This window comes from Sphingomonas mucosissima, assembly GCF_002197665.1.
Taxonomy (GTDB): Bacteria; Pseudomonadota; Alphaproteobacteria; order Sphingomonadales; family Sphingomonadaceae; genus Sphingomonas; species Sphingomonas mucosissima.
The window spans coordinates 157,169-172,805 of the sequence record NZ_NBBJ01000005.1; the positions used below are offsets into that span (position 1 = coordinate 157,169).

A 15,637-nucleotide genomic window follows, 5' to 3' on the forward strand; every position below is an offset into this window, starting at 1 on the left:
TGGCTAGCGTTGGCCGTGCCGCGCTGGCAGATCGCGTGAAACATATTCCCCTTTTGCGGCGTCTTAGGCAGCAACCCCGATTGGTCGGGGCTGTCGCGCTCGACGAACCAGCAAGGAGACCTTGTTTGCGCACATTCGCCCTGATTACCGCCAGCGCCGCAATGGCATTGTCCCCGATCGCTGCCGCTGCGCAGACCGCACGCGCCATTTCTCAGGCCGACCGCGCGCAAGGGACGCAGGCTAATCCGCAACTCGTCGCCGAGTTCGGCGGGCGCTACAATGGACCGCAGGCGGCCTTTGTCGAGCGGGTCGGGAAGCGCGTGGCGCTGCAATCGGGATTGTCGAATGCGCAGGACGATTTCACCGTCCAGCTGCTCAACTCACCGGCAGAGAACGCCTTTGCGATCCCGGGCGGATACATCTACGTTACGCGGCAATTGCTGGCGTTGATGAACAGCGAAGACGAGCTTGCCTTCGTGATGGGGCACGAGGTTGGCCATGTGGCCGCGCGGCACTCGGCCGGACGCCAGCGGACCAACACGCTCGGCGGCGTGCTGGCCGGGATCGTCGGTGCGGCAGCCGGCAACTCCGCCCTTGGGCAATTGGTGGCTACCGGGGCACAGCGGGCGTCGCAGCTCTATGGCCTGAAATATGGGCGCGACCAGGAATATCAGGCGGATGGACTAGGCGTGCGCTATGTGGCTGGTGCGGGCTACGATCCTGGGGCCGCGCCGCTGATCCTCGGGCAACTGGGCGCGAGCTCCTCGCTGACTGCGCGGGCATCGGGCAATAGCACGGGGGGCATTCCCACGTGGCTGAGCACGCACCCGTCGAGCACCGACCGCGTCGCCAGGGCGCGGGCCCTGGCGCAACAGGCGAGCCGTGCTGGCACTCGGCCGGCGCAGGACGTGACGTTCCTGAGGATGCTCGACGGGCTGCGCTATGACGATGATCCCGCACAGGGCGTGGTCGACGGACAGACGTTCCGCCATCCCGTGATGCGGATCAAGTTCAGCGCGCCGGCCGGCTATAAGATCGCGAACTCGACCGAGGCCGTGACGGTACAAGGTGCGCGCGGTCAGGCGCAGCTGAGCGCCGCACCTCGGGGCACGACCGATCCTGCTGCGGCGGTGGTGCAGGGCTTTCAGGCCCTGGGCGCGCGCGTCTCTTCCGATCAGGTGCGCATGACGAGCGTGGGAGGCCGGCAGGCAGCCACGGCGACGGTCAGTGCGACCGCGAACAACCAGCGCGTCGACGCAACGGTGATCGCATTGCCGCTGGCGGGTGCGACCTACCTTTGGACGATCGTCACACCGGCGCAAAGCGGCATTGCGGCGTTTGAGCCGTTGCTCGCCAGTTTCACCACCATGTCCGATGCGGAAGTGAGCGCCATCCGCGGGAAGCGCATCCGCATCCACACGGTGCGTGCGGGCGACACGATCGACACGCTGGCGCGGCAGATGGCCTATGGCGATCTTCAGCGAGAGCGCTTTCTGACGCTCAATGGCCTTTCACCGACGGCGCCTCTGAGGCCTGGGATGCTCGTAAAGCTGGTGGTGGCGGGGTGATCTCATCGCTTTTGGGATGAGGTGGCGGCCATTGCGTGGACACGGTGGGTGCTTGTCTTAGCCACGCTCCGGAGCTCCAAGGCGCGAAACCGATGGCGGCACTGTTGCTGCTGGCGGTACCTGTCACCGCAACCCTTGCTGCACTCCAGGATCGAAGAACAAGCATGATCTCAACGTGTTCGGGCCTTGGTGGCGAAAGTACTCGTCCGGGCAGTGGCAGCGTTCCCGGGCTTCCGCTTCGTTCTGTGAAGCGGAAGAGCCGGCGAGCGGCGGGATGATTCGCGTGGTCCTTGCGGCCGCGCTCATCGGCGGAGCGTCCCACTGGATCTGAAGATCTGTTCGCAGGTGCGAGACGCGCCGGTCGGTGGGTGCAGAGGCCTTTCCGGCGAGAACGGTGAGACGCTTGATATATACTCGCTCTTGCGAGTCTGATTTCTCGCGGAACGCGGGACAAAAAAATAGCGGCCCGAAGGCCGCTATTTTCTTCAACATCAGCCGAAGCTTAGTTGCTGTCCGCCTCGTCGTCCGAGTCGGCGATGATCACGATGCCCGCGATCACAGCAGCAGCCGCCAGGATGGCAACGATGATGCCACCGCCAGCAGCTTCTTCGCTGTCAGCAGCCGGAGCGCTGGCGCGCGAAACCTTGGCCGTCGAGGCCGGAGCGGCAACGGCAGGAGCAGCTGCCAGCGAGGCAGCGGCAACGACCGCGAAATAGTTACGAAGCTTCATCACGAACTCCCTTTTTTGTCCGTCGATTCCCTCTGACAGAGAACCGATCCCAACGCAATGGTTATAGCGCACCGTACAGGTGGGAGTTCCACCGTTTTTACGCTGTGTTGCAACAATTCAACGCTTATCATCGTCACTCAGCGGCGGCCTCAAGTATTTGAGCCGTATCAAGGAACCATCGCTCCCGCGCCTCCAGCCCAATCGCGGTGAGTCGACCGGATCGGTAGGCGCCCGTGTCGATACCAATTCGATTATCGCGCTGATCGACGTCGTCGGTGATCGTGTGGCCATGCACCACCAGACGGCCGTGATTCGCGGCAGAATCGAGGAACGGCTGACGAATCCAGCGCAGATCGCTCGGGGTTTGTTGCTCCAAGGCCACACCGGGGCGGATGCCCGCATGAACAAACAGATAGTCCCCCTCGATCAGATACTCGTGAAGCGAGCGGAGGAAGGCAATGTGTTCGCGCGGAACGGCACGTTCGATCATGTCGGCGAGTTCTGGAATGCTCGCAACGTCGATCTCGTGCGGGTCCATGCCATAGCTGAGGAGAGTCTCTAAGCCGCCCGCGCGGAGGAACAGCCGCACCAACTCGCCATTCCCCTCATACGCACCGAGAAAGATCTCCTCGTGATTGCCGCTGAGGCACCGCGTGTCCGGGCGCTCGGCGCACAATGCCCGGACGCGTTCCACCACGCCCGCAGAATCGGGCCCACGGTCGACCAGGTCACCGAGAAAGATCAATCCAGTGGCCGCACTGCCGCGTTTCGCATCGTCTTCGTCAATGCGAGCGAGCAATTGATCAAGCAGGTCCAGCCGGCCGTGGATGTCGCCGATGGCGTAGATGCGGCGGCCTTGCGGCAGCTCTGCCGCGATGGGTTCGGAACGACGGCGCGTGAAAAGGCGCGAAAGCATAAGCGGCCGATATATTGGGAAGAACGACTCCTTTAGACAAGGGCGCTCGCACCCGCAACATTCGCCGGAGTTTAGCTCGCCATTTGCAACCGGCGTGGCGCCTGGGCTTGCGGCTGATCCGGCCAGATGCCCCTGGTGTCCAGCACATGCTTGTCGACCCGCTCTTCCAGCGGCACCGAACGGAAGACGTCATGGTCGACCAGGACGATCATCAGCGGGCAACGCTCGATAGCGGAGTCGATGTCGATCAGCGTGGCGCCTGCTGAGGCGAGCGAATCGGGGAGCTGCGCGGCATAAGGCTCGACGATGCGGATGCGGCTGCCGAACCGCTCGGCAAGCGCCTGCGCGACGCGAAGCGCCGGGCTTTCGCGGAAGTCATCGATATTCGCCTTGAACGCGAGACCGAGGCAGGCGACCGGCACGCCGGGGTTGGCCTCGATCATGGCGGCGGCGCGGGCGATGACATGATCGGTCTTGCCGTCATTCACTTCGCGCGCGGTGCGGATCAGCGGCGTGTTGGCGGGATCGGCGGCAACCAGGAACCATGGGTCTACGGCGATGCAATGGCCGCCAACGCCAGGGCCCGGCTGAAGAATGTTCACGCGGGGGTGGCGATTGGCGAGGCGAATGACTTCCCACACATCGACACCCATCGTTTCCGCAACAAGGCTCAGCTCATTGGCGAAGGCGATGTTGACGTCTCTGAACGCATTCTCGGTCAGCTTCGTCATTTCCGCGGCGCGTGCATTGGTGGTGACGCAGGCGCCACGCACGAAGCGACGGTAGAAAGTCAGCGCCTTGCGCGCGCAGCGCGGCGTTATCCCGCCGATCACCCGGTCGTTATCGATCAGTTCAACCAAGATGCGCCCCGGCAGCACGCGTTCGGGGCAGTAAGCGACGGCATAATCTGCGCCTTCGCCGAGGCCCGGTGCGCGCAGATCGGGGCGAAGGCTGGCGAGGAGATCGCGGACCTTCTCCGTCGTGCCGACCGGCGACGTTGATTCCAGGATGACCGTATCGCCTGCCTTCAGCACTGCCGAGAGATTGGTGGCTGCTTGCAGAACATAAGCGATGTCCGGCGAGCGATCGTCCATGAAGGGGGTGGGCACCGCGATGACAAAGACGTCCGCCGGCTCGATCCGGGTCGAGGCGCGCAGATGACCGCGCGACACAACACCCGACACCAGGCCGTCGAGATCGACCTCCTCGATATGCACCCGGCCGGAATTAATCGTGTCGACCACCGACTGGTGAACGTCGATGCCCAAAACGCGGGCGCCGGTTCGCGCGATCACGGCGGCGGTGGGCAGGCCGATGTAGCCTAGCCCGAGCACCACGACATTCAGTTCGTTATCCGACTTCATCTGCGATGATCCTCGCGATCCGCTCACTTGCATGGCCGTCCCCGAACGGATTGTGGGCACGGGCCATGGCGGCATGGGCGGCCTTGTCATCAAGAAGGGTGAAAACTTCGGAAACGATCCGGTCCTCGTCTGCACCGATCAGCTTGGCGGTGCCCGCGGTCACGCCTTCGGGTCGCTCGGTGGTATCCCGCATCACCAGCACGGGCTTGCCGAGTGCCGGCGCCTCCTCCTGCACCCCACCCGAATCGGTGAGCGCCAGATCGCACAGGCCGAGCGCCCGGATGAAGTGCGGGTAATCCAGCGGTTCGATCCGGGCGACGTTGGCGCGCTGCCCCAGCACGTCGTCCATGACAGATGCGACATTCGGATTGGGATGCATCGGGAAGAGCACGGCCACGTCTTCACGCGCGCCGATGCGCGCGATGGCGCGGGCGATCGCGGCCATGCCGTCGCCGAAATTCTCACGGCGGTGGGTGGTGACCAGCACGATGCGCTTGCCGGCAAAACGCGCTGCGATGTCGTCAAGCTGCGCGGCGAGCGACCGATCGGCCTCGATCCGGCTGCGTGTCCAATGCAGCGCATCGATGACGGTGTTGCCAGTGACATGCACGCCGGTGCGGATATTCTCCCGAGCCAGGGCGTCCGCCGCCGTTTGCGTAGGCGCGAAGTGAAGGTCGGCGATCGGTGCGACGATCCGCCGGTTCACCTCCTCGGGCCAAGGATGGTAAATGTCCCCCGACCGTAGCCCCGCCTCGACATGGGCCACCGGGATCTTGCGGTAATAAGCGGCCAGCGCGCCGCACATGGCCGTGGCAGTATCGCCTTGCACGACGACACGATCGGGGCGCTCCTTATCCAGCACCTCGCCAATTCCCGTGAGCAGCCGGGCGGTGAGGCGATCAAGCGTTTGCCCGGGCTCCATCAGATCGAGATCCACGTCCGGGACCAGGCCGGCAATCGCCAGAACCTGATCAAGGAGGCCGCGGTGCTGCGCTGTCACGCAGGTGCGCACCGCAAGCCCGGGCTGCTCCCGTAGCGCGCGCACGACGGGGAACAGCTTGATCGCTTCCGGACGGGTTCCAAAGATAACCAGCGTTTTCATGGTGAGGTGGCTAACAATCAGCAATTAAGGACGAGCTAAGCGGATCTACGTAATTGATCCTTTGCTGCAAAGCGGCGTGCGGTTAAGCCCCCAGGCGCAAAGCCCCGGGGGAGAGTACCATCGATGCCGTTCAAACCACTGCGCAAAGCCGTATTCCCAGTTGCCGGGCTCGGCACGCGATTTCTTCCGGCGACCAAGTCCATGCCCAAGGAAATGCTGACGGTCGTCGACAAGCCGCTGATCCAATATGCGGTGGAGGAGGCGCTCGAGGCTGGGATCGAGCAGATCATCTTTGTCACGGGGCGCGGCAAGAGCGCACTCGAAGATCATTTCGACATTTCCTACGAGCTCGAGGCCACGATGAAGGCGCGCGGCAAGAGCCTGTCGGCGATTGAGGGCATCCGCCAGAAGCCGGGATCGCCGGTGTATGTCCGCCAGCAGGAGCCGCTCGGGCTGGGGCACGCCGTATGGTGCGCGCGGGAGATCGTGGGTGATGAGCCGTTCGCCGTGCTGCTGCCTGATGAGCTGATGGTCGGCACCCCCGGCTTTCTCGCGCAGATGGTGGAAGCCTATCATCGCGTGGGCGGAAACCTGATCGGTGCATTGGAAGTCGCGCCCGAGGAAACGGACAAGTATGGCATCATCACGCCCGGCAAGGCGGACGGGCCGCTGACCGAGGTCCTGGAAGTGATTGAAAAGCCCGCCAAGGGCACCGCCAAGTCGAACCTGATGACGCCGGGGCGCTATATCCTGCAGCCCGAAGTTATGAAGATTCTCGACAATCCCGTGAAGGGCGCGGGCGGCGAGATCCAGCTGACCGATGCGATGGCGCAGCTTATCGGCAAGCAGCCGTTCCACGGCTATACCTTCACCGGGCAGCGCTATGATTGCGGGGACAAGGCTGGCTTCATTCAGGCGAACCTAGCGCTCGCGTTGGCGCGCGCCGATATCGGGCCGTCGGTGCGGGCTTTTGCGAAGAGCTTGCTGAACTAAGCCTTCCCGCACGCGGGGCAGGCGGGGTCCTTTGGCACCCGGATCGTCCGAAAGCGAAGATCAAGCAGGTCGAGGAGGGTGAGCCGGCCGGCCGGATCTTCGCCGAAGGGCGCTAGCGCGCGGATCGCCTCCAGCGCTGCCATACTGCCCAGTACGCCAGTGACCGGCCCGAGCACGCCCTGCTCGGCGCAGGTCGCTTCGTCACGATCGGGCGCGGTGCCGACCAGGCACCGGTAGCAGGGTTTGTCCGGCTCCCAGCCGCGATAGGTCGCCAATTGCCCCTCGAACTGGCCGACTGCCGCCGAAACCAGCGGGATGCGATGGTTCAACGCGGCGTCGGCAACGGAAAGCCGGGTCGCGAAATTGTCGCACCCGTCCACCACGACATCGGCGCCAGACAGCAAAGTCGAGGCGCTCTGGGCGGTGATTCGCGCGACGACCGTATCCATGGCGACATGAGGATTCTGGCGGCTGACCGCGGCGGCGGCCTGCTGGGCCTTTGGCAGCCCGACGTCGCCGGTGCCGAAGAGGATCTGACGCTGAAGATTGGAAAGATCCACCCGATCGTCATCAATGACGACCAACCGTCCGACCCCGGCCCCGGCGAGATAGGCGATCACCGGCGATCCGATGCCACCCGCGCCGATCACGGCCACGGTGGAACGCTTCAGCCGGCGCTGCCCCGCGCCGCCGATCTCTCGAAGGATGATCTGCCGCGCATATCGTGCGCGCTCCTCCTCGCCGAGCGTCACTGCCATACGACTGTGCCCGGGGTGTGAGGGCGGCGACCTCCCAAGGGCGGCTCGCCGGCGTCCGCCTTTTGGCAAGACGCCCGCATCAGAGAGTTTGCGGTCACTGCTTCACGATCCCGGGTCCCTCCACGTGGCCGGCCAATTAGGCATGGGAAACGTCCGTTAAGCGAAGGGAGCGGGGTACCACTGGTCATTGTTACACCTCGCACGCCCGAGCCGCACACCGCTGTGTTTCGGTGAACCCGACAGGCGATCTGCTGCCAACGATCAGGACGTGCCGAGGCCGGTTGATCCGAAACCGCCACCGCCCCGCGTCGTGGTCGCGCTCAGCGTATCGACGAAGCTCAGTTCGGGTCGGATGATGGGAACGAACACCAGCTGCGCAATCCGATCGCCGGGATTGATCGTCAGCGTTTCGCTGCCCGGCGGCGTGCGGAGCCAGGCGCTGACAAAGATCTGCGCGGTGTAGTCGGCATCGATCAACCCGACCGACTGGCCGAGGATAAGCCCCTTCTTGTGGCCCAGCCCGGACCTGGCGAGCACCAAAGCGGCCATATCGGGATCGTTCATCAACACGGCCATGCCCGATGGCACAAGTACAGCCGGCGCTTGCGGATGAAGCACCAACGGCTCGTCGATACAGGCATGAAGATCGATGCCTGCGGCCATGTCCGTCTGATACCGGGGCAGGCCCCACTCGCGGAGCCGCGGGTCTAGGATCTGAACCTCGATCTTCTTCCGGCTTGACGTCATTGCGCTTCTCTTTGCTCCGTTCGCATCATTGGCGTTTCCATCTCGCGTGCCAGGGCGCAAGCCCTGCCTCCATAACGATCAGGACGGGCCGCCTTGTCCCCCCGCGCCGTATCTAACGTTTAGCGACGCGCCAAGCGCAGGCGCAGCCCGTCGCACTCCGGCGAACGGCGCCAAGGTTCGTGAACAAAGAAAAGGCCGCGGCAGATGTCCTGCCGCGGCCCGTTTTCAATCAAGTCGGCTCGTTACCTCGGCTCGCCGTTGACCGTCCGCTCGCGCGTGATCACCGGCTTTTCGCCCTTCTGCTTGTAGATGGACATCGAATTGGAACGAACGTCGCCGTTCGGGTTGACGTTGGTCATCGCGCGCGACCGTGCGCGCTCGTCATCGTCTCGGGCGGTCGCCGTGGAACGCTGGCGCGCGGTATTGTTCTCGGTGTTGAAACGCGCGCTCGCGTCCGTCGTCGCGGTGCCACCGTTCGCCGCCGCGGCATCGGCGGTGCCGGAGACGCCGACCGCGCCATCGCCGCTCATGCCGCCGCTCGTGGTTCCAGCAGAGACGTCGCCAGTGGTTGGGGTTGCAGTGCCGGCGCTGCCTGTATTGGTCTGCGCATGGGCGGCGCCTGCCACCAGCAACGCTGGGGCAAGAAGAAATAGAGTTCGCATGATGTTACTCCCGTTTGGGCCGCTCATCGATCGTGATCGTGCAGCCGCTCGCGTCGCGGGTCATCGTTACCGACCGCCCGTTACCATCGGACGTGCTGCTGCTCGACGCGGAAGACCGACCGTCACTCGAGGAAGATACCGAAACCGAGCTGCTAGAGGATCGGCTCCCGGCCGATTGCGCACTCGCGCGTGCGCTGCCGTCGCGCTCGTCAGACACCATTGTCGTCTCGACCCGCCCGTCGGCGAAATAGTGCGTTTGCTTGCACTGCCCGGGCGTGGTGGCGACCATTGTGAGGATGAGAGCGGCCAGCATCAAAAGGTGAGGGCGGGCCGTTTGGCCCGCCCTTCATCCTCAATTCTGCGGCGGGGTCTGCGGCGCCGTGGCGTTCGCCGAGCTGTCGCCGAACACTTCGCCGGTCGACCCGGTGCTATCGGTTGCGCCATAAGCATCGACCGCAGTCGAGCTCGACGTCGAACCGGTGCCGGTTGCCGTGCCGCCGGCTGCTACGCCGCCAGTCGCGCGGTTACGGTCAGTGTAGACCGAGCCAGCGCCGTAGGTGGATGACGAGCTGCCCGGCTGGCGCTGTTCGCGCTTCTGCGCGCGGTCCATCCGCTTCTGCTGACCCTGTGTCATCGTGCCACCGGATGCGCCGCCGGCGACGGAGCCCTGCGGGGTGGATGCTGCTGCGCCGCCGCCTGCGGTCGTCTGCGCCATGGCAGTAGTGCTAAGAAGGCCGGCTGCAGCAACGGCTGCAAACATGGAGGTGATACGCATTTTACTCTCCGATTATCTCGTCCCTCTCACGAGGAGGGCAGACGGAGAAGCGCCCGACGGCCGGAAAGGTTCATTACCAAATCATTTATTTTCATGCTGAGACTGCCATCAGGGTGCGCTTCGCCACGGCATTTACTTGTTGAAGCGCATGTTATTCAGTCGACGGGAGTGCTGTTGTTGAGAGGCTATCAGCGGATGTTATCCGGCTCCAGAATGGACCGAGGGGCGACTTGAAGCGAGAAAGGCATCGCTTCGGTTCGATATGCGGATCTCGGGAACCGCGAGGACGGCACCGCAACAGCGGAACAGGCTGCATATTGGCTTCGCACACGCGGGCGCTGTTGGTGGTGGCGATCGACCATGCGAGGCAGATTGACGGGCGAACGAAACGTGACAAACCCTTCGCTGGCTCAGGGGAAAGGATGGGTCTGCTTGCGTCGAATACTGGACATCGCACATTCGTGAGAGCGTGTGCGAGCAGGTATGCGAGGGCGCTCTAAAGTGTAATCTTCCCCGGGCCTTTTGCAGCGCTCACCGCCCGCCCGGACCGCCCCCCGTTCAGCGCCGGTTATAGCAGCGGCGGTCAACGAGCGGTTATTTGAAGCAGAAGGCGCACCTTATGATCAATCCGACCCGCCGATCCCTCCTGCTTGGCGCCGGGTTTGCCGTGCCGCTGCTGCTGCTGCCCGCGTGTGCGACGACCGGCTTCGATGGCGGTGTCACGGAGGGTTTGCGGCGTCTCCTGGCCATATCGAGCGAGCGCGCACTGACGCGGCTGATCGCGGACAATGGCTTCCTTAACGATCCGGATGCCCGCATCACGTTCCCGGCACAGCCCGGCGACCGCACCACGGCCGTGTTGGGCGCGTTGCTTGGATCCGCACCGGTGCAGCGCCAGCTGGCGCTCGCGATCAACCGCGCGGCGGGTGAGGCGGCGGATCGCGCCGCCCCGTTGATCTATGACTCGATCCGCTCGCTCACTTTCTCGGACGCGCTCGGCATCGTGCGCGGCGGTCCGACGGCCGCAACCGCATATCTCGAGCGGTCCATCGGCGATCGCATCATCGACGCCATGCTTCCCGAGGTGGGCGGCGCGCTGCGCCAGTTCGACGGCAATTCGATCCTCGGCCCGGTGCTCGGCGCCGCTACCGGCATCAACGTCGCTGGCATACAGCGCACGGTGACCGACCAAGCAGCTCGCGGACTCTGGCGCGCGATCGGGCGTGAAGAAGCGGCCATCCGCGCCGCGCCGGCGAGTGCGCGCGATCCGCTGGTCGAGGCGGTTCTGAACGGCAGTCGGCTGGTCGGATGAGCCGCGGCGGCGTTGGGGACTGCCTCTGCAACGCCGCTACTATTCTATAGGCGGGCTGGAGCGGGTGAAGGGAATCGAACCCTCGTCGTAAGCTTGGGAAGCTTCTGCTCTACCATTGAGCTACACCCGCAGAACGTCGAGATAACCGCCTCCGGTTGTCTCACTGCCGTTCCGTTCCGAAGCGCTCTTGATTGATGATACAATCCGCACGCGATGGATGTGCGGGCCATATTCAATCGTACGTGTCGGCGCAAGCGGGGTTGGGGATCATCCTCGTCGACGCGCGCCGCCTTTGGACGGCGCACGTCGGCTCCGAACGGACGTTCCGACTATCGGCGCTTGGCAGCGATGTAGCGGTTCACCTGCTCTTCCAGCAGATCGAGGGGCAGTGCGCCCTGGCTCAGCACGGCTTCATGGAACTCGCGAATGTCGAACCGGTCCTTCAGTTCACGCTGGGCGCGTGTGCGCAGCTCCACGATCTTCAACTGACCCACCATGTAGCTCGTCGCCTGACCCGGCCAGTTGAAGTAGCGATCGACCTCGCGCGCGATATCCGTGTCGGAAACGGAGCTGTTGTTCTTGAAGTAAGCGACCGCCTGTTCGCGCGTCCAGCGCTTGGAATGAATGCCGGTGTCCAGCACGAGCCGGATCGCGCGCCAGACCTGCAGCGAGAGCATGCCGAAGCGCGAATACGGATCCTTGTAGACGCCCATTTCGTCCCCGAGACGTTCGGTATAAAGGCCCCAGCCTTCCATATAAGCGCCATAGCCGCCGAACTTGCGGAACTTTGGTATACCGGTCAGCTCCATCTGACGCGCAATCTGGAAGTGATGCCCGGGCGCGCCCTCATGAACAGAGATGCCCGCGACCTGCACCTTCTGCGTCTGGTTCATGTCCACCAGGTTGACGTAATAGATGCCAGGCCGCGTGCCGTCCGCTGACGGTGAATTGTAGAAGGCGGTGGAGGCCGTTCCTTCGCGCCATTTCTCGACGGCGCGCACCTCCAGCGGGGCCTTCGGCAGCACGCTGAAATAGCGTGGCGCCAGCGTCATCACCTCTGCAATGATGGCGCGTGCGTCCGTGAGATACTGCTCACGGCCCGCTTCGGTGTTGGGATACTTCAGTTTCGGATCGGTGCGGATATGATCGAAGAATTGCTCCAACGTTCCGGTGAAGCCGACCTGGCGCTTGATCGCCTCCATCTCCTGACGGATCGCCGAGACTTGTTGAAGGCCGATCTGGTGGATCTGATCAGCGGTCAGATTGGTGGTGGTCGAGCTCTTCAGGCGATCGTCGTAGTAAGCCGTCCCGTCCGGCAGGCTCCATACGCCGAAGTTGCCCTTTGACTTTGGCTCAATCTCATTGAGCGCCGCCAGCAGGACGTCATAGCCGCGCTTGAACGGCCCGGTCAGCGCCGCCTGAGCGTCTGTGAGCAGCTGCTGCTTAGTGGCCGCGGGCGCGTTCAGCGCGGTGACCTTCTTGCGGAAATCGGCCATGACGGTCGAATCAGTGCCGCTGCCAAACGGGGCGCCGGTGATCACCTTGCGCGCGTCGTTGCGCGCCGGGGCAAAATTGACCTTGTTCGGGATGATGCCGGCCGCGGCCTGTTCGCGCATTGTCGCGGCGACTTCGCGCATCACACGCTCGGTATCGCGCAGGCGGCCGATATAGGCCTTCGCGTCCGCGACCGTATCGACCTTGTGATTGTTGATCAGCAGGACGGGGATTTCACCCGCCGGGCTGCCATTGGTCGACACTGGAAAACGATGCTTGCGGAAGCGGAAGGACTCCCGGCCGCGCTCCACTTCATGTTCGAACAACCGGTAGCTGACGCGTGCGCTTTCGCCGAGCTGTTCGGGCTTGAAGCGCGCCTTCATCGCCTTGAGCTGACGCTCCGCCATGTCACGCGCCCGTACCTGCGCCGCGTCCGTATAATCGTCGAGCCGATCATAGTTCGTCTTGAAGCCGAGCTGGGTCTGCGATTCCGGGCTTAGCGCCAGCTGTTCGTCATAGGCAGCGTCGAGAAACTGCAGCAGCGCCGCATCTTGCTGGCCGGCCTGCGCAGCAATTGGCGCTTGGAGGGGCGCCGCGCCCTGCACCAGCGGCAGCATCGGCAAGAGCATCAAGGCAAGGGTAGGGCGCATCGAAATCTCCTAAGATGAAGTGCTTGTTACGCCGTGTGTCCTGCGGTGCAATGCCCGCGTTCAGGCATTCACAACAGTTTCGCGCACGCGCCCAGAGCATGCGCGCGTTTGATCAGGCGCCGTGAGCGGCAGCGGGGGGCCGGGCGTTAGTTAGGATCGGTGACCAGCACGGCGATCTTGCTGCCGGTGCCGCTGGTCGCAAGCGTTTCGCGGGTGACCAGCATGGTCGTGCCCGGGGTAAGAACAGCTTCCAGCCTGGTGCGAAACTCATCGGGCACATGACCCTTCGTCAGTTCTTGCGCCGTGAGTTCGCCTGACATGTTTTCACCGCCGCCGGGCAGCGGGAGGCGGAGCCAGTGCGGGCCCTCAGCGTCGATCGCGCGGAGCGTGAAGGCCTGCGTTGCCGTGATCGGCTCATCAAGCGCGACGGTTGCCGATCCGATCTGCTTTCCGTTGCGCAAGACCACCACGCGCCGGTCGCGGCCGCTGACGATGATCGATACGGGCCCGGTTGGGGCCCGCTCCGGGTTCCAGCTAAAGCGGGTCGGGTTGGCGTGCGCGTCTTCGTCAGGTGCCTTCATCGGATTGGCGGCGGGGGATACCTCTGGCACCAGCGTTTCGTTGGTGATCACGACCGTCAGACCGAGCTGGGTGACGCCGTAGAGCAGCTTGGCGAATGCCAGCGGAAGGCGAACGCAGCCGTGGCTGGCGGGATAGCCGGGGAGGGCGCCTGCATGAAGCGCGATGCCGTCCCATGTCAGCCGCTGCATGTAGGGCATCGGCGCATTGTTGTAGAGGTTGGACTTGTGGTCCACTCGCTTCTGCAAGATGGTGAAGACGCCGGTGGGCGTGGTGTGGCCGGGCTTGCCCGATGAGATGGTGGTGACACCGACGGGCACGCCGTTGCGATAAACATACGCGCGCTGGGTCTTCAGGCTGACGATCATCGTGACCGGGCCGTTCGGCGCGATCTGCGGTGCCCAGAAGAATTCACCGGGCTTCATTCGCTCGATCGCGCCCGGTTCCATGATCGGCGCGGACACTTGCGCAGGGGCCGCGGCAGCCAACGCCAGCGCCGCAGAAGCAAACAGGGGTACGAGAGAACGCATCAACATGGCGGAAACATAAAGTCCCGCCGGCGCACGCACCAGCGGGACCTTACGTATTGCGGGACGGCAGCTTGCGGGACCGCGGCTGACGCCGTTCGTGATTACAGGTCGATCAGGATGCGGGTCGGATCCTCGATCGCATTCTTCAGCGCGACGAGGAAGGTCACTGCCTCGCGGCCGTCGATCAGGCGGTGATCGTAGCTAAGCGCGAGGTACATCATCGGACGCACCACGACCTGGCCGTTGACGACCACCGGACGGTCCTCGATGCGGTGCAAGCCGAGCACGGCCGACTGCGGCGGGTTGATGATCGGGGTCGACATCAGCGAGCCGAACACACCACCGTTCGAGATGGTGAAGGTGCCGCCCTTCATTTCGTCCATCTTCAGCGTGCCTTCCTTGGCGCGCTTGCCGAAATCCCCGATCGTTTTCTCGATCCCGGCCACAGAGAGGTCCTGCGCGTCGCGGATCACCGGCACGACGAGGCCACCCGGGGACGACACGGCGACCGAGATGTCGGCGTAATCGTGATAGACGATCTCGTCGCCCTCGATCGAGGCATTGATGGAGGGGATGTCCTTCAGCGCCATGGTCGCGGCCTTCACGAAGAAGCCCATGAAGCCGAGGCGGACGCCGTGCTTCTTCTCGAACAGGTCCTTGTACTTGGCGCGCGCCTCGATCACCGCGGTCATGTCGACGTCGTTGAACGTCGTCAGCATCGCGGCGGTGTTCTGCGCGTCCTTCAGGCGCTTCGCGATCGTCTGGCGCAGGCGCGTCATGCGCACGCGCTCTTCCTTGCGGCCGGTCGAGGTGGCTACCGACGGGGTCGGCGTAGCGGCAGGCGCTGCAGGAGCCGCGACCGGGCGCGAGGAAGCGGCTGCGGCCACGTCTTCCTTGGTGATCCGGCCGTCACGGCCCGTGCCCTTGATGATCGCAGGATCAACGCCGTGCTCCAGCACGGCGCGGCGCACCGATGGGCTCAGCGCGGCAGGCGCGTTGCTGTCGATCGGCGTTGCGCCGTGATTGCCGTAGCCGCCCGCCACCGGTGCCGTCTGGTCACCGGCAGGAGCTGCATCGCCCTTCGGGCTCTGCGTCACGGCGGGCTGCGGCGCCGGGGTGGCAGCCGGAGCGCCGTCGCCGGCTTCCACGGTGGCGAGCATCGCGCCGACCTCGACGGTGTCTCCAACCTTGACGGCATGCTCGCCCATGATGCCCGCCACCGGGCTGGGCACCTCAACCGAGACCTTGTCGGTTTCGAGGCTGGCGATCGGCTCGTCGGCGGCGACCTTGTCGCCCGGCTGCTTCAGCCACTCGCCGAGCGTCGCTTCGGTGATCGATTCGCCCAGTGTGGGGACCAGAACTTCGGTTGCCATCTTTTCGCTTCCCTTGTTCCCCGGCGGTGTCCGGGGCCCAGTTGCGAGGCGCCCGAAGGAGAGCACCGCGCGTGGTTACATCTG

15 protein-coding genes and 1 tRNA gene are annotated in these 15,637 nt (G+C 64.4%); 4 read left to right on the plus strand and 12 right to left on the minus strand.

Going from position 1 to position 15,637, the window contains the following annotated elements:
- Positions 1-125: 125 nt before the first annotated feature.
- On the plus strand, positions 126-1,568 hold the full coding sequence (locus SPMU_RS14065; RefSeq protein WP_245833340.1) for a M48 family metalloprotease: 1,443 nt from the start codon (positions 126-128) through the stop codon (positions 1,566-1,568).
- A gap of 502 nt (positions 1,569-2,070) precedes the next feature.
- On the opposite strand, the gene SPMU_RS14070 is transcribed toward SPMU_RS14065, so the two are convergent.
- From SPMU_RS14070 to wecB, 4 genes are all read right to left on the minus strand, one after another.
- Positions 2,071-2,298, minus strand: coding sequence for a hypothetical protein (locus SPMU_RS14070; RefSeq protein WP_088334559.1), 228 nt, complete (start codon positions 2,296-2,298; stop codon positions 2,071-2,073).
- Positions 2,299-2,431: 133 nt separating this feature from the next.
- Positions 2,432-3,214: a metallophosphoesterase family protein gene (locus SPMU_RS14075; RefSeq protein ID WP_088334560.1), complete on the minus strand. Its 783-nt coding sequence runs from the start codon at positions 3,212-3,214 to the stop codon at positions 2,432-2,434.
- A 71-nt stretch (positions 3,215-3,285) separates the two neighbouring features.
- Positions 3,286-4,578, minus strand: coding sequence for a UDP-N-acetyl-D-mannosamine dehydrogenase (gene wecC / locus SPMU_RS14080; protein ID WP_088334561.1), 1,293 nt, complete (start codon positions 4,576-4,578; stop codon positions 3,286-3,288).
- On the minus strand, positions 4,565-5,680 hold the full coding sequence (wecB, locus tag SPMU_RS14085; protein WP_088334562.1) for a non-hydrolyzing UDP-N-acetylglucosamine 2-epimerase: 1,116 nt from the start codon (positions 5,678-5,680) through the stop codon (positions 4,565-4,567). Before wecB ends, wecC begins: the two co-directional genes overlap by 14 nt.
- Before the next feature lie 123 nt (positions 5,681-5,803).
- Between wecB and galU the strand changes: the two genes are divergently transcribed.
- The gene (gene galU / locus SPMU_RS14090; protein WP_088334563.1) at positions 5,804-6,673 is read left to right on the plus strand and encodes a UTP--glucose-1-phosphate uridylyltransferase GalU; all 870 of its coding nucleotides are present in this window, start codon (positions 5,804-5,806) and stop codon (positions 6,671-6,673) included.
- On the opposite strand, the gene SPMU_RS14095 is transcribed toward galU, so the two are convergent.
- The 3 genes from SPMU_RS14095 to SPMU_RS14105 form a co-directional block, all read right to left on the minus strand.
- The gene (locus SPMU_RS14095; protein WP_425442191.1) at positions 6,670-7,431 is read right to left on the minus strand and encodes a HesA/MoeB/ThiF family protein; all 762 of its coding nucleotides are present in this window, start codon (positions 7,429-7,431) and stop codon (positions 6,670-6,672) included. The two genes, galU and SPMU_RS14095, sit on opposite strands and share 4 nt — an antisense overlap.
- 261 nt (positions 7,432-7,692) lie before the next feature.
- Positions 7,693-8,178: a dUTP diphosphatase gene (dut, locus tag SPMU_RS14100; protein WP_088334564.1), complete on the minus strand. Its 486-nt coding sequence runs from the start codon at positions 8,176-8,178 to the stop codon at positions 7,693-7,695.
- A 242-nt stretch (positions 8,179-8,420) separates the two neighbouring features.
- Complete coding sequence (locus tag SPMU_RS14105) at positions 8,421-8,840, minus strand: hypothetical protein (RefSeq protein ID WP_140418484.1); 420 nt, start codon at positions 8,838-8,840, stop codon at positions 8,421-8,423.
- A 38-nt stretch (positions 8,841-8,878) separates the two neighbouring features.
- Between SPMU_RS14105 and SPMU_RS14110 the strand changes: the two genes are divergently transcribed.
- Positions 8,879-9,091 carry a hypothetical protein gene (locus tag SPMU_RS14110; RefSeq protein WP_140418485.1) on the plus strand — a complete coding sequence of 71 codons (213 nt, stop codon included), beginning with the start codon at positions 8,879-8,881 and terminating at the stop codon, positions 9,089-9,091.
- 101 nt (positions 9,092-9,192) lie between these two features.
- Here the strand turns inward: SPMU_RS14110 and SPMU_RS14115 are convergent, their stop codons facing one another.
- Entirely contained in the window at positions 9,193-9,615 is a 423-nt protein-coding gene (locus tag SPMU_RS14115; protein WP_140418486.1) for a hypothetical protein, read from the minus strand.
- A gap of 619 nt (positions 9,616-10,234) precedes the next feature.
- On the opposite strand from SPMU_RS14115, the gene SPMU_RS14120 reads away from it, so the two are divergent.
- Complete coding sequence (locus tag SPMU_RS14120; protein WP_088334568.1) at positions 10,235-10,927, plus strand: DUF4197 domain-containing protein; 693 nt, start codon at positions 10,235-10,237, stop codon at positions 10,925-10,927.
- Between the two features lie 56 nt (positions 10,928-10,983).
- Here the strand turns inward: SPMU_RS14120 and SPMU_RS14125 are convergent.
- The 4 genes from SPMU_RS14125 to odhB form a co-directional block, all read right to left on the minus strand.
- Positions 10,984-11,057: transfer RNA gene (locus SPMU_RS14125), tRNA-Gly, on the minus strand.
- A 199-nt stretch (positions 11,058-11,256) separates the two neighbouring features.
- Positions 11,257-13,071: a DUF885 domain-containing protein gene (locus SPMU_RS14130; RefSeq protein ID WP_211275814.1), complete on the minus strand. Its 1,815-nt coding sequence runs from the start codon at positions 13,069-13,071 to the stop codon at positions 11,257-11,259.
- Positions 13,072-13,217: 146 nt separating this feature from the next.
- A complete protein-coding gene (locus SPMU_RS14135; RefSeq protein ID WP_245833342.1) occupies positions 13,218-14,186 on the minus strand; it encodes a L,D-transpeptidase in 969 nt (322 codons plus the stop codon).
- A 95-nt stretch (positions 14,187-14,281) separates the two neighbouring features.
- Positions 14,282-15,553: a 2-oxoglutarate dehydrogenase complex dihydrolipoyllysine-residue succinyltransferase gene (odhB, locus tag SPMU_RS14140; RefSeq protein ID WP_088334741.1), complete on the minus strand. Its 1,272-nt coding sequence runs from the start codon at positions 15,551-15,553 to the stop codon at positions 14,282-14,284.
- Positions 15,554-15,637: the final 84 nt, after the last annotated feature.